This window comes from Curtobacterium sp. PhB146, assembly GCF_004342995.1.
In the GTDB taxonomy this organism is placed as follows: Bacteria; Actinomycetota; Actinomycetes; order Actinomycetales; family Microbacteriaceae; genus Curtobacterium.
The window spans coordinates 979,265-992,226 of sequence record NZ_SMBN01000001.1 but is presented as its reverse complement, the minus strand read 5'-3'; the positions used below and the strand labels follow the sequence as shown (position 1 = coordinate 992,226).

Below are 12,962 nucleotides of genomic sequence, written 5' to 3'. Positions count from 1 at the left end.
CCCGCAGCCCCTGTCGAAGGGGGAACGGACACCACGCGACCGCGGCGTTCGCGACGGTCGGAGGGCTTGGAACAACGGGTCCACCACGCGGACGTGGAGGACCAAGGGAAGAGCTTACGCGAGCTCCGGGCGTGTCGCAAGCGCACGCACCATGAGCTCCCCGAGTTCGAGCGGCGCCGTGAACATCGGCCAGTGTCCGGTCTCGAGTCCGACGATGCTGAGTTCCTCGGTCGCGACGAGTTCCGCGGCCCAGGTCTGGTGGTCGGCCACCATCGTCGCGAGCTCGGTCGCCGGGATCTCGCAGGTGATCACCGTCGCGGGGATCGTGTGCCGGGCGGCGTCGGCGTAGTGGAACCGGTCGGACGGCACGGCGGCCGGCTCCGGGATCGCGCGGTGCTCGAAGGACTCCCGCAACGCCGGCGTCATCCCGCGCACCGTGGCCGGCTCCCAGACGTCCCACGACGGCAGCGGCACCACACCGTCGACCACGGGCAGCTCGTCGTTCACGCAGCCGCCGGCGGGACCGGGGAACGTGTCGACGTAGAGCAGGTGTGCGACGAGCGAGGGCCGCTGGTCGGCGGCCATGTACGCGATCGGTCCGGCGCCCGAGTGTCCGGCGAGCACGACGGGCTCGTCCGGGCTGGCGACGTCGTCCAGGCGCTCCACGAGCGCCGCGACCTGCTCGTCGAGCGTGTCGCCGTCGCGGGTGATCGCCTCGACCGTGTGGCCCGCCTGCAGCAGCACCGGGGCGACGTCGTCCCACGCGCTCGCATCGAGCCAGAACCCGGGGACCAGGATGACGTGCATGGCGCGGACGCTACTCGCCGTCGGCGTCGCCGGTCCGCGGTCCGGCTGCAGCGGCAGATGCCGTGCACACCGCGCACTCGCCGAAGATGTCGACGACGTGGCTGGCGTTCGTGAACCCGTTGGCGGCGGCGACGTCCTGCGCCCACTGCTCGACGGGGTCCGCCTCGATCTCGACGGTCCGGCCGCAGTTCCGGCAGATCAGGTGGTGGTGGTGCGCGTCCGTCGTGCACGCCCGGTACAGCGATTCGCCGTCCTGCTGCAACGAGTCGGCGTCACCCTCGGTCGCCAGGTCGGCGAGCGCCCGGTAGACGGTGGCGAGGCCGATGGTCGTGCCCTCGTCCCGCAGGTGCTGGTGCAGCGCCTGCGCGCTGACGAACCCCTCGGTGGAGTCGAGGGCACCGCGCACCGCTTCGCGCTGCCACGTGTTCCGCTTGACCTTCTGCACGGCGTTCATGCTGGTGCACCCACCTTCGTTTCGGCTGACGTTCCGGAACCGGTTCCGGCTCCGGTTCCGGTTCCGTTCGTTCCGGACGGGAGGCCCGGTGTGCCCCCGCCACGCTGGTCGCGGCGGACGACCCGGTCGCGTCCACGGCGGTCGCGCCGGGCCCCGACGATCCGACAGACCACCCAGATCGCGAACGAGATGGTCGTCACGTAGGGGCTGATCGGCAGTCCGCCGCCGAGTGCCAGCAGGATGCCACCGACGACCGACACCACGGCGAACACCGTGGACAGCACCGGCACCACGACCGGGTGCGAGCTGAGCCGCAGTGCCGCAGCGGCCGGGGTGACGAGCAGCGACAGCACGAGCAGGGCGCCGACGATCTGCACCGACACCGCGGTGGCCAGGCCGAGGACGAGCATGAACACGATCGCGAGCGTCCGCACCGGGACACCGGCGGCCGCGGCGACGTCGGGGTCGACGGACGCGAACATCAGCGGCCGCCAGATGACGAGCAGGGTCGCGACCACGATGGCGGCGATGACGATGAGGAACGTCAGCTGCGGGTTGTCCACCGACACGATCTGGCCGGTGAGCAGCCCGAACTTGTTGGCCGCACGTCCCTTGTAGAGCGCCAGGCAGAGAATGCCGAGCCCGAGACCGAACGGCATGAGCACGGCGATGATCGAGTTGCGGTCACGCGCCCTCGAGCCGAGCACCCCGATGAGCAGCGCCGCGATCACCGACCCGACGAGCGAGCCCGTGACGACGTTGACACCGAGCAGCAGGGACGCGCTCGCGCCGGCGAAGGACAGCTCCGAGATGCCGTGCACCGCGAAGGGCATGTTCCGGGCGACGACGAACGGGCCGATGAGCCCGCCGACGATGCCGAGCACCGCGCCGGCCCAGATCGAGTTCTGCACCAGGGCCACGAGCTCGCCGTAGTCCTGGAACGAGAAGACCGTCGACAGGACGTCCATCAGATCCGCCCTTCGTCCGACGCCGGGGCGTGCGGGTCGACCTCGCCGTGGTGGTGGTCGTGCGCGTCGTTCGCGCCGACGATGACGATGCGGCCCATCGTGCGGACGACGTCGACGGGGGTGCCGTACAGGTCGCTCAGCACGTCGGCGCGCAGGACCTCGTCGGGGGAACCGATCCGGAACCGGCCGCCGGCAATGTAGAGAACCCGGTCGACGACGTCGAGGATCGGGTTCACGTCGTGCGTCACGAAGAGCACCGCGGCACCCTGCTGCCGACGCTGCCGGTCGATGAGCTCGGTGACGCCCCGCTGGTGCCGCAGATCGAGTGAGATGAGGGGTTCGTCGCACAGCAGCAGTGCCGGGTCGGCGGCGATGGCCTGACCGACGCGGGTGCGCTGCTGCTCGCCGCCGGACAGCTCGGCCACCGGGGCGTCCGCGAACGCGGTGGCGCCGACCTCGTCGAGGATGCGGTCGATGCGGGCGCGGTCGGCCTTCGACGTCGGCAGGACGCCCCACCGGTGGCCCGTCACACCCTGCGCGATCATGTCCCGCGCGCGCAGGGGGGTGCCGGCCTCCATGAGTCGCTGCTGCGGGATGTAGCCGATCTTCCGGTGCCCACGACGGACGGGCTGGCCGAGGAACGACATCGTGCCGCTCGTCAGGCGCTGCTGCCCGAGCACCGTGCGCAGGAGCGAGGTCTTCCCGGCGCCGTTCGGGCCGAGGACCGCGACGAACTCCCCCGGCGCGATGTCCAGGTCCAGGTGTCCCCAGAGCTTCCGTTCGCCGAAGGACAGCCCGGCGTCGCGCAGGGCCAGGACCGGACGGGCCGCAGCCCGGTCGTCCACCGAGGTGGTCGCCGGGCTGTCGGTCGTCGCTGCTGCGGTCGAGGTCGTCACTTCTGGAGCGCCGCCTGCACCGCGTCGATGTTCGCCTGCTGCCACGAGACGTAATCCTGCCCCTTGGGGAGCGTCTCCGTGACACCGACCACCGGGACGTCGTTCTGGTCGGCGGCCTTCTTGACCTGTTCGGTCTCGGCACTCGAGGTCTGGTCGTTGTAGGCGAGCAGCTCCACGCTCTTGCCACTGAACAGCGCGAGGGTGTCCTTGAGGGCTGCCGGCGGGACGTCGTCGCCCTCCTCGATCGCCTCGGAGAACGCTTCGGGGGTGACGTTGTCGAGACCGATCGCGTCGAAGAGGTAGCCCGGCACCGGCTCGGTGTACGCCACCTCCTCGCCGTCGTACGTCTTCTTCAAGTCGGCGGTCTGGGACTCGAGGCCCTCGAGTTTCGTCGTGAGCGCGTCGGCGTTCTTCTCGAACGTGGTCTTGTCGCCCGCGTCGAGCGCGGACAGGCGCTTCGTGACGTCGTCGACCAGCTTCACCATCGTCGGGTAGCTGTAGAACACGTGCTCGTTGAACTCGGCGTCGCCACCCTTGTCCAAGCCCGAGAGCTTCACGACGTTGATGGTGTCGGCCTTGGTGTCCGAGGCGTCGGCGAGCGTGGTCATGAAGTCGTCGTACCCGCCGCCGTTCTCGATGAGCAGGTCGGCCTTCGACACCGCGAGCTGGGTGCGGGCGCTCGACTCGAACGAGTGCGGGTCCTGCGAGGGGTCGTTCAGGATGCTCGTGACCGACACCTGGTCGCCGCCGATCGACTGGACGATCGAGCCGTAGACGTTGGTCGAGGCGACGACGGCGATCTTCCCGTCGCTGCTGGCGTTGCCCGAGGCCGAGGAGGTCGCGCAGCCCGTCAGGGCGAGCGCGGCGGCGCCGGCGACGAGCGGGAGGGCGAGGAGGCGGTTGTGCATGCTCCGACGGTAGCGCTTGCTGATAACGATTGTCAAAACCGGTATCAGCGCTCTGGTGGTGACGACAGACGGACAGGAGGCGCGGAGCCAGCTGGCACCGCGCCTCCTGTCCGTCACGTGGTGACGTCTACGGCTTGGTGGCCGCGTCGATCGTGTTCTCGGCGATCGTGTCCTCTTCACGCCCGGGCGTGCGGAGGTTCCACTTCTTGATCACGAAACTGAACAGGAAGTAGTACACGACCGCGTAGCCGAGGCCGATCGGGATGAGCCAGATCGCTCCGTCCGCCTTGCCGAAGTTCAGCACGTAGTCGATCGCACCGGCCGAGAACGAGAACCCGTCGTGGATCCCGAGTGCGTTGACCAGCGCCAGCGACGTCCCGGTGAGCACCGCGTGGATGATGTACAGCGGGAACGCCACGAACATGAACGAGTACTCGAGCGGCTCGGTGATACCGGTCACGAACGAGGTGAGGGCGGCCGAGAGCATGATGCCGCCGACGAGCTTGCGGTTCTGCGGCTTGGCGTTGCGCCAGATGGCGAGCGCACCGGCCGGCAGCGCGAACATCATGATCGGGAAGAAGCCGGCCTGGAAGATGCCGGCGGTCGGGTCACCGGCGAGGAAGCGCGCGATGTCGCCGTGGTAGGTGACCCCGCCCGAAGTGAAACTGCCGAGCTGGAACCACGGGAAGAAGTTGAGCAGCTGGTGCAGCCCGATCGGGATGAGCATGCGGTTGACGAACCCGAAGATGCCGCCACCGATGACGGCGTTGTCGGCCACGGCCTGGCCGGCGGCGGTCAGCGCGATGTCGAAGTAGCGGTACACGAAGGACATCAGGACGGCGATGACCAGACCAGCGACCGCGGTCAGGATCGGGACGAGGCGACGGCCGGAGAAGAACCCGAGGAAGTCGGGCATCTTCGTGCGGTGGAACTTCTCCCACATGACCGCCGAGACGAGGCCCATCACGATGCCGCCGAGGACACCGAAGTTGATGGTGGCCTGGTCGCCGTTGGCGTCCTTCACCCCGGCCAGGACGATCGGCGACATCGCCGCGAACACCTGGTACATGACCATGTAGCCGACGACGGCCGCGAGCGCGGTCGTGCCGTCCGACTTCTTCGCCCACCCGATCGCGATGCCGACCGCGAAGAGCAGCGGCAGCCAGGTGAACACACCGTTGCCCGCGGCGGCGATGATCGTCGCGCCCTGCTCGAAGCCGGGGATCGCGCCGAGCATGTCGGACTGGCCGAGGCGCAGCAGGATGCCCGCGGCGGGCATGACCGCGATCGGCAGGAGCAGGCTCCGTCCGAGGCGCTGGGCTTGCGCGAACAGCCGGGACTGCTTCTTCGGCTTCTTCTTCTCCGGCACGTCCGTGGCAGTGGTGGCGCTCATCGGAGGTCCTCTCGTCATTGGGTGGAGCTGTCGGGGTGAGTTGAGTCGTGCAGCCAGCGCAGGTAACCTCGGCGGTGTCGCCAGGTCCGGTCCTGTCCGGTCATGACCAGTTCCGTAGTCTGAACCGAGACCGGTCCCGTGTCAACCTGGTACGAAAACCCTTAACGAGGAGGAAACGATGGCCGACATCAAGGCAGCCGACATCATCGCCGCGCTCGGCGGTGCCGACAACATCGAAGAGGTCGAGGGCTGCATCACGCGCCTCCGTGTCGAGGTGGAGGACGGCGACCTCGTCGACAAGGCCGCGCTGCAGGCTGCGGGCGCCCAGGCCGTCGTCGGCGGCGGCACCGGCTGGCAGGTCATCGTCGGCACCATCGCCGACAACCTCGCGCAGGACATCCAGGACGAACTGTGACGGCGGTCCGCACGCCGTTCGCCGGCCCGGTCGTCGCCCTCGCTGACGTGCCGGACCCGGTGTTCGCCGGCCAGCTCGTCGGCGCCGGTGTGGCCGTCGACCCGACGGGCGTCGAGGGCGCGGTCACCGCGGTGGCCCCGGTCGACGGCACCATCGTGAAGCTGCACCCGCACGCGTTCGCCCTGCAGGGCTCGGCGGGCACGGACGTCCTCGTGCACGTCGGCATCGACACCGTGAAGCTGTCGGGCGAGGGCTTCGAGCTCCTCGCCACCGAGGGCTCGACGGTCACGGCCGGCGACCCCGTCGTCCGGTTCACCCCCTCGGTGATCTCGGCCGCCGGCTACTCGCCGATCTGCCCGGTCGTGGTGCTCGGCTGGGCGCCGGACACCGTCGACCAGGGCACGGTGGGCACCTCGGTGCTCGACGGTGACACCCTGTTCGAGGTCTGACCCGGGCGCACCCCGGTTCTTCCCCGGTCCTTCCCGCCGAAGCGACTGTGTACCGCGAACTGCTCGCGGCACACAGTCGCTTTCGCGTTCGTGCCGGACTACGCGACCGCCGGGGTCGCGGTGACCTCCATCTGCACCCGGTAGCGGTCCGAGCGGTACCAGCTGCGGGTGTGCTCCACGGGGCGCTCCCCCGCGTACGACACCCGGTCGAACTCGAGCACCGGGGCCCCGGTCTTCGTGCCGAGCAGGGTCGCGACGTCGTCGGCGGCCGGGTTCGCGGCCACCGTCTGCTGTGCCCGGTCGATCGGCGTGCCGTACTCGTTCGCGATGATCGAGTACACCGACCCGGACAGGTCGTGGTCGAGCAGCCCCGGGAACGCATCGGCCACGAGCCAAGCGTCGTCGATCGACACCGGAGCGCCGTCCGCCATCCGGAGTCGCTTCACGTGGAAGGCCGACACCTCGGCGTCGAGCCGCAGCGCCGCCACGGTGTCACTCGGCGGCACACGTTCCTCGCGCACCAGGACCACCGTCGTCGGGACGTGGCCCATCGCGCGCATCTCCTCGGTGAACGACGCGAGGTGCAGCGTCGACTGCACGGGGCGGTGCGCCACGAAGGTGCCCTTGCCGCGCACACGCTCCAGGTAGCCCTCGTTGACGAGCTGCCCGAGGGCTTCGCGCACGGTGATCCGTGAGACGCCGTACTCGGCGATGAGCTGGCGTTCGGACGGGATCGCGGCGCCGGGGGCCAGGCGCGCGGTGGCGAGGTCGAGCAGGATGCGCCGCAACTGCTGGTGCTTCGGTTCGGCACCCTCGGTGATGCGGCTCGTCATGCGTCCCTCGTGCTCCGTTGCTGGTCCTGGGTGGTGGTCATGCGCGGACATGACCAGTTCCCATCACAGTAGCGAGTCGACCTCGGAACGCCAACGTGCGTGACGTTCCGCGTGGACCGGCGGGAGGGTTCAGGCGTTGCGGACGAGCCAGGCGAACTGTTCGTCGGAGAGCAGCCGGTCGGTCCAGACCTGCCCCTCGACCCCCGCGGCGGAGGACGTCTGCACCCCGGGAGCCCCCTGCCACACGAGTGACAGCCCGGCCCGACGGAGCACCGCAGCCGACGCCGGGTTGTTCGTGAGCACGCGACCCGTCACGGGGACGTCCGGCGCGGTCTCGGCAGCAGCGCGCACGGCAGCGAGGGCGATCTCGGACGCGAAGCCCTGCCCCCAGGCGGCGGGAGCCAGCCGGTAGCCGAGGTTCCACACCCCACCGGCGGTCATGTCGACCCCGCCGACCCCGACGAACGCGTGGTCTGCAGCCGTGCGGACGGCCCACGAACCGAGTCCGTGTCGGGCCCGACCACCGATCTTCCGCTGCACCAGGTCCACGCTCGAGCTCCGGGCGACGTGCCGTCCGCTCGGCAGGTGCTGCCAGGTGCGGGCGTCGGCGAACACCGCGTGCACGTCGTCGATGTCGGCCGGCGTGAGCGGGGTGAGCAGGAGGCGATCCGTTCGGATCTCCTGCGAGGGGGTCAGGAGCTGGTGGACCATGCCCCGATCATCCCCCGCACCACCGACATCCGTGTGAACACCACGCGACGTTTGCGGAAGGCCGCAGATGGTGAGCAGAAATGGTCGAGTGGCTCGAAGCCACCCGACCATTTCTGCTCACGAAGCGGAACGACCGACGCGCCGGCCCCTGAACGCCGCTCAGTCGAGCAGGAGCGCCGGCTCCTCGAGCACCGAGGCCACGTCGTGCACGAAGCGCGACGCCACGTCACCGTCGACGACCCGGTGGTCGAACGAGGCGCCGATGGTCGTCACCATGCGCAAGCGGACCTCGCCGTCGACGACCCACGGTTTCGGCTTGATCGTGCCCATGGCGACGATCGCGACCTCGCCCGGGTTGAGGATCGGGGTGCCGGTGTCCATGCCGAACACGCCGATGTTCGTGATCGAGACCGTGCCGTTCGCCATCTGCTTCGGCGTCGTCTTGCCGTCACGGGCGGTGAGGGTGAGTTCCTCGAGCGCCTGCGCCAGCTCGAGCAACGACATGTCCTGCGCGTCCTTGATGTTCGGCACGATGAGCCCGCGCGGGGTCGCTGCGGCGATGCCGAGGTTCACGAAGTGGTGGACGATGATCTCGCGATCGGTCCAGGTGGAGTTCACCGAACGGTTGCGGCGGACGGCCCAGATGACGGCCTTCGCCACGATGAGCAGTGGCGAGACCTTGACGCCGGCGAACGTCGGCGACGCCTTGAGCCGCTTGACGAACTCCATCGTGTGGGTCGCGTCGACGTCGACGAACAGCGACACGTGCGGTGCGGTGAACGCCGAGGTGGTCATCGCGGTCGCGATGGCCTTGCGGACGCCCTTGACCGGGATCGTCTCGCTGCGCACCTCGCCCCACTCGGGCGTCTCGATGTTGCGGAAGACGCTGGCCTGCTTCGCGTGCCGGATGACGTCGTCGCGGGTGACCTCGCCGGCGAACCCGGTCGCGACGATCTCGGTCAGCTCGACACCGAGGTCCTTCGCGAGCTTCCGGATCGGCGGCTTCGCGAGCACGTTGGTCGCGAGGGTCTGCTTGCGCGCGGGCGCGGAGGCCAGACCGGCGATCGCCTCGGCGGTGGTGTCCTCACCGGGATCGCTGGCCGCTTCGGCCGCTGCTTGCGCATCCACACTGGAGGCACGGCTCGCCTCGGCCGCGAGGGCTGCGGCCCGGCGGGCGCCCGGCTTGCGACGCGACGGCGACGAGGTCGCCGAGCCGTAGCCGACGAGGACGGCGCCGGAGGACTCGTCCGTCCCGACGACGGAGGCGCTGTCGGCGACGGGCTGCACCGGTGCTGCCGGTGGAGCTGTGGGCGCGGCAGCGACGACGGGAGCAGGTGCAGCAGCAGGTGCCGGGGCCGCCGCGGGGGCGGGCTGGGTCTGCGCGACCGGAGCCACCGGGGCGGGCGCTGCCGGCGGGGTCGGGGCGACCACGGGCGAGGTCGGGACGCTGTCGGCGACCGGTGCCGGGCCTCCCGACTGGACGGCCGGGGCTGCCGGAGCCGCGACCGGCGCACCGGACGCGACCGACGCGTCGGACTCGACACGGATGATCGGCTTGCCGACCTCGACCGTGTCGCCCTCGGACACGAGCAGCCCCGTGACGGTGCCGGCGAACGGCGACGGCAGCTCGACGAGCGACTTCGCGGTCTCGATCTCGACCAGGACCTGGTCGACGGTGATCTCGTCCCCGATCGCGACGCGCCACTGCACGATCTCGGCCTCGGTGAGGCCTTCGCCCACGTCGGGCAGGGGGAATTCGGCGACGGCCACTTACGGCTCCTTCGGCGTTCGGACGAGTTGGGTCAGTCGAGCTGGATCAGTACGCGAGGGCGCGGTCGACGGCCTCGAGGACGCGGTCGGCGTCCGGCAGGTGCAGGTGCTCCAGCTTCGAGACCGGGAACGGGATGTCGAACCCGGACACCCGCAGCGGCGGCGCCTGCATCGTGTAGAACGCCTTCTCGGCGACGGTGGCGGCGATCTCGCTGCCGACACTGACGAAGCCGGACGCCTCTTGCGCGATGACGAGGCGACCGGTCTTGCGGACCGAGGTGAGGATCGGGTCCCAGTCGATGGGCGAGATCGAGCGGAGGTCGATGACCTCGCAGCTCGTGCCCTCGGACTCGGCGAGCTCGGCGGCCTGCATGAGGGTCGCGACCATCGCACCGTGGCCGACGAGGGTGACCTCAGTGCCGGTGCGTGCCACACGCGTGGTGTGCATCGGGACGTGCCCGTCGACGAGGTCGACCTGGCCCTTGGGCCAGTAGCGCGACTTCGGCTCGAGGAAGACGACCGGGTCCTTCGAGGCGATGGCCTCTTGGATCATCCAGTAGGCGTCGTTCGGGGTGCTCGGGCTGACCACGCGCAGACCGGGGGTGTGCGCGAAGTACGCCTCGGGCGACTCCTGGTGGTGCTCCACGGCGCCGATGTGGCCGCCGTAGGGGATGCGGATGACGACGGGCAGCGACATGTGCGCCGGCAGCCGGTTCGCCATCTTCGCGAGCTGCGAGGTGATCTGGTCGAAGCCGGGCCACACGAAGCCGTCGAACTGGATCTCGACGACCGGGCGGTAGCCGCGCAGGGCGAGGCCGATCGCGGTGCCGATGATGCCGGCCTCGGCGAGCGGGGTGTCCCGCACGCGCTCGGGGCCGAACCGGTCCTGCAGGCCCTCGGTGATGCGGAAGACGCCGCCGAGCTGGCCGATGTCCTCGCCCATCAGCAGGACCTTGTCGTCGGCCTGCATCGCCGCAGCGAGCCCGGCGTTGAGGGCCTTCGCCATCGGCAGGGTCGGGGTGGGGTCGCTCGGGACCTCGCCGGCGCCCGGGTGGGAGCGCAGCGTGTAGTCGAAGAGCTGCTCGGTGGTGCTCATGCGTGGGCGCCCCCTTCGAAGCCGGCCTCGTACTGTTCGAGCCAGGCCTTCTGCTCGGCGACCAGCGGGTGCGGCTCGCGGTAGACGTTGTCGAACATGACGTCGACGGACGGCGGGGTCAGCGCCACGGTGCGGCGGCGGACGTCGGCGGCGATGTCCTCGCCCTCTTCGTCGAACGCGGCGAACTGCTCGTCCGTCGCGCCCTTCGAGCGCAGGTACGCCTCGGAGCGGACGATCGGGTCGCGGCGGACCCAGTCCTCGAGTTCGCCGTCGGCACGGTACCGGCTCGGGTCGTCCGAGCTGGTGTGCGCACCGATGCGGTAGGTGTCGGCCTCGATGAAGGCCGGACCCTGACCGCTGCGGGCGTGGTCGGTGGCGACGACGGAGGCCGTGTACGAGGCGAGGATGTCGTTGCCGTCGATCAGCACGCTCGGGATCCCGAAGCCGCGGGGACGGTCGACGAGCGGCGTCGGGGACTGTACCGACACCGGCACCGAGATCGCCCAGTGGTTGTTCTGCAGGAAGAAGACGACGGGGGCCTTGGTGGACGCCGAGAACACGTACGCCTCGTTCACGTCGCCCTGGCTCGTCGCGCCGTCGCCGAAGTAGACGATGGAGCAGGCGTCACGGTCGGGGTCGCCCGTGCCGACGTCGCCGTCGAGCTTCTGGCCGAGCGCGTAGCCCGTGGCGTGCAGGGTCTGCGAGCCGATCACCAGGGTGGAGATGTGCGTGTTGCCGCGCTGGTCCGGGTCCCATCCACCGTGGGTCTGCCCGCGGTACATCGCGATGATCTCCATCGGCTCGACACCGCGCTGCATCGTGACGGCGTGCTCGCGGTACGAGGGGAAGACGTGGTCCTGGGCGCGCAGGGCGAACGCGGAACCGGTCTGCGCCGCTTCCTGCCCGTGACTCGGCACCCAGAGGCCGAGCTGGCCGGTGCGCTGCAGGTTGTGGCCGGCGTGGTCGAACCGTCGGGTGAGGACCATGCGGCGGTGCATCGCCAGCAGGGTCTCGTCGGGGATCGCCCGCGCGGCGGCGGCGAACTCGGCGTTCTCGTCGGACTCCACGAACCGACCCTCGGGGTCGAGGAGCCGGACGGTGGTCGTCGCGGGAGCCGCGGCGCGGAATGACATGCGGGCCAGCGTAGCGGCAGGCATCAGTCGGCCACCTGGAGGTCCCCCACAAGCGAGCGGGCCGTTTCGAGGAGCGTTTCCACAGCCTCGTGCTCGCCGATCGAGATGCGGATGCCCTCCGGCGGGAAGGCCCGCACGATGATGCCGGCATCCTCGAAGGCGGCGACCGCAGCGACCGTGCGGTCCCCCGTCGGCAGCCAGACGAAGTTGCCCTGGGCGTCCGGCACGGCCCACCCCTGCTCGCGGAGCTCGGTGACGATGCGGTCCCGCAGCGCGGCGATCTCGGAGACCCGCTCGAGCAGTTCGCCCTCGCGTTCCAGGCTGGCCAGTGCGGCCGCCTGCCCCTGGGCCGTGACGGAGAGGGGGATCGCGCACGCGCGGACCGCCTCGAGCACGTACACCGGGCCGAGGGCGTAGCCGACGCGCAGCCCGGCGAGACCGTACGCCTTCGAGAATGTCCGGAGGACGACCAGGTTCGGGTAGCGGGCCAGCAACGGGTGTCCGTGCACGGCGGCCTCGTCGGTGGCGAACTCGGCGTATGCCTCGTCGAGCACGACCAGCACGGACTGCGGCACCGCGGCCATGAAGGACGCGAACTCGGACTCGGTCACGATCGGGCCGGTCGGGTTGTTCGGCGTGCACACGATCACCATGCGGGTGCGGTCGGTGACGGCGGCGGCCATCGCGTCGAGGTCGTGGCCGCCGTCCGGCCGGTTCGGCACCTGCACGCTCGTGGCACCCGCGACGGTGACGACGCCGGGGTAGGCCTCGAACGACCGCCAGGCGTAGACGATCTCGTCGCCCGGGCCGGAGGTCGCGCGGGCGAGCTCGTGCAGGATCGCGACGCTGCCGGGTGCGACGTGCACCTCGTCGGCGGTCAGTCCGAAGCGGTTCGCGAGCGCGGCACGGACGGCCAGGGCGGTGGCGTCCGGGTAGCGGTTGAACGCGGTCTGCGCCTGCACGGCCTGGACCACCCCGGGGAGCGGTGGGAACGGGTTCTCGTTGCTGGACAGCTTGAAGGCGTCGTCGGCGGCCTGGCGTCCCTGCTTGTAGGCGGGGAGGACGGCGATCTCGGGCCGGATGTGCACACGCTCGTCAGTCACCGGTTCAGGCTACCGGCACGTGCGCG

General features: G+C 70.3%; 14 protein-coding genes. 2 read left to right on the top strand and 12 right to left on the bottom strand.

Annotation, left to right across the window (positions count from 1 at the left end):
• Window positions 1–114 precede the first annotated feature (114 nt).
• From EDF33_RS04875 to EDF33_RS04850, 6 genes are all read right to left on the bottom strand, one after another.
• A complete protein-coding gene (locus tag EDF33_RS04875) occupies window positions 115–807 on the bottom strand; it encodes an alpha/beta hydrolase (RefSeq protein WP_132099422.1) in 693 nt (230 codons plus the stop codon).
• A gap of 10 nt (window positions 808–817) precedes the next feature.
• Window positions 818–1,261, bottom strand: a complete 444-nt coding sequence (locus EDF33_RS04870; protein ID WP_132099421.1) for a transcriptional repressor — start codon at window positions 1,259–1,261, stop codon at window positions 818–820.
• Window positions 1,258–2,229 carry a metal ABC transporter permease gene (locus tag EDF33_RS04865; protein ID WP_243649777.1) on the bottom strand — a complete coding sequence of 324 codons (972 nt, stop codon included), beginning with the start codon at window positions 2,227–2,229 and terminating at the stop codon, window positions 1,258–1,260. The genes EDF33_RS04870 and EDF33_RS04865 overlap by 4 nt, the downstream gene beginning before the upstream one ends.
• A complete protein-coding gene (locus EDF33_RS04860; RefSeq protein WP_123293829.1) occupies window positions 2,229–3,074 on the bottom strand; it encodes an ATP-binding cassette domain-containing protein in 846 nt (281 codons plus the stop codon). The genes EDF33_RS04865 and EDF33_RS04860 overlap by 1 nt, the downstream gene beginning before the upstream one ends.
• Window positions 3,075–3,121: 47 nt before the next feature.
• Window positions 3,122–4,033 (bottom strand): zinc ABC transporter substrate-binding protein, encoded by a 912-nt coding sequence (locus EDF33_RS04855; RefSeq protein WP_132099420.1) that lies wholly within the window; start codon window positions 4,031–4,033, stop codon window positions 3,122–3,124.
• Window positions 4,034–4,160: 127 nt separating this feature from the next.
• Window positions 4,161–5,426 (bottom strand): PTS transporter subunit EIIC, encoded by a 1,266-nt coding sequence (locus EDF33_RS04850; RefSeq protein WP_123672150.1) that lies wholly within the window; start codon window positions 5,424–5,426, stop codon window positions 4,161–4,163.
• Between the two features lie 178 nt (window positions 5,427–5,604).
• Between EDF33_RS04850 and EDF33_RS04845 the strand changes: the two genes are divergently transcribed.
• On the top strand, window positions 5,605–5,841 hold the full coding sequence (locus tag EDF33_RS04845) for a PTS transporter subunit EIIB (protein ID WP_071293232.1): 237 nt from the start codon (window positions 5,605–5,607) through the stop codon (window positions 5,839–5,841).
• Window positions 5,838–6,290, top strand: coding sequence for a glucose PTS transporter subunit IIA (locus EDF33_RS04840; RefSeq protein ID WP_132099419.1), 453 nt, complete (start codon window positions 5,838–5,840; stop codon window positions 6,288–6,290). The genes EDF33_RS04845 and EDF33_RS04840 overlap by 4 nt, the downstream gene beginning before the upstream one ends.
• 98 nt (window positions 6,291–6,388) lie before the next feature.
• Here EDF33_RS04840 and EDF33_RS04835 read toward each other — a convergent pair whose 3' ends face one another.
• The 6 genes from EDF33_RS04835 to EDF33_RS04810 form a co-directional block, all read right to left on the bottom strand.
• Window positions 6,389–7,123, bottom strand: a complete 735-nt coding sequence (locus tag EDF33_RS04835) for a GntR family transcriptional regulator (RefSeq protein WP_123293453.1) — start codon at window positions 7,121–7,123, stop codon at window positions 6,389–6,391.
• 129 nt (window positions 7,124–7,252) lie between these two features.
• Window positions 7,253–7,834, bottom strand: coding sequence for a GNAT family N-acetyltransferase (locus tag EDF33_RS04830; protein WP_165901144.1), 582 nt, complete (start codon window positions 7,832–7,834; stop codon window positions 7,253–7,255).
• Between the two features lie 159 nt (window positions 7,835–7,993).
• The gene (locus EDF33_RS04825; RefSeq protein WP_132099418.1) at window positions 7,994–9,604 is read right to left on the bottom strand and encodes a dihydrolipoamide acetyltransferase family protein; all 1,611 of its coding nucleotides are present in this window, start codon (window positions 9,602–9,604) and stop codon (window positions 7,994–7,996) included.
• Window positions 9,605–9,650: 46 nt separating this feature from the next.
• On the bottom strand, window positions 9,651–10,610 hold the full coding sequence (locus EDF33_RS04820) for an alpha-ketoacid dehydrogenase subunit beta (protein ID WP_111087054.1): 960 nt from the start codon (window positions 10,608–10,610) through the stop codon (window positions 9,651–9,653).
• Between the two features lie 86 nt (window positions 10,611–10,696).
• On the bottom strand, window positions 10,697–11,833 hold the full coding sequence (locus EDF33_RS04815; protein ID WP_111087051.1) for a thiamine pyrophosphate-dependent dehydrogenase E1 component subunit alpha: 1,137 nt from the start codon (window positions 11,831–11,833) through the stop codon (window positions 10,697–10,699).
• 23 nt (window positions 11,834–11,856) lie between these two features.
• On the bottom strand, window positions 11,857–12,936 hold the full coding sequence (locus tag EDF33_RS04810) for a histidinol-phosphate transaminase (protein WP_132099417.1): 1,080 nt from the start codon (window positions 12,934–12,936) through the stop codon (window positions 11,857–11,859).
• Between the last annotated feature and the right edge of the window lie 26 nt (window positions 12,937–12,962).

Excerpts from the sequence above, each read along its gene's own strand:
- EDF33_RS04870 (WP_132099421.1), bottom strand. The coding sequence starts at position 1,261 with ATGAACGCCGTGCAGAAGGTCAAGCGGAACACGTGGCAGCGCGAAGCG.
- EDF33_RS04830 (WP_165901144.1), bottom strand. The coding sequence starts at position 7,834 with ATGGTCCACCAGCTCCTGACCCCCTCGCAGGAGATCCGAACGGATCGC.
- EDF33_RS04855 (WP_132099420.1), bottom strand. The coding sequence starts at position 4,033 with ATGCACAACCGCCTCCTCGCCCTCCCGCTCGTCGCCGGCGCCGCCGCG.
- EDF33_RS04835 (WP_123293453.1), bottom strand. The coding sequence starts at position 7,123 with ATGACGAGCCGCATCACCGAGGGTGCCGAACCGAAGCACCAGCAGTTG.
- EDF33_RS04875 (WP_132099422.1), bottom strand. The coding sequence starts at position 807 with ATGCACGTCATCCTGGTCCCCGGGTTCTGGCTCGATGCGAGCGCGTGG.
- EDF33_RS04865 (WP_243649777.1), bottom strand. The coding sequence starts at position 2,229 with ATGGACGTCCTGTCGACGGTCTTCTCGTTCCAGGACTACGGCGAGCTC.
- EDF33_RS04820 (WP_111087054.1), bottom strand. The coding sequence starts at position 10,610 with ATGGCGAAGGCCCTCAACGCCGGGCTCGCTGCGGCGATGCAGGCCGAC.
- EDF33_RS04815 (WP_111087051.1), bottom strand. The coding sequence starts at position 11,833 with ATGTCATTCCGCGCCGCGGCTCCCGCGACGACCACCGTCCGGCTCCTC.
- EDF33_RS04845 (WP_071293232.1), top strand. The coding sequence starts at position 5,605 with ATGGCCGACATCAAGGCAGCCGACATCATCGCCGCGCTCGGCGGTGCC.
- EDF33_RS04850 (WP_123672150.1), bottom strand. The coding sequence starts at position 5,426 with ATGAGCGCCACCACTGCCACGGACGTGCCGGAGAAGAAGAAGCCGAAG.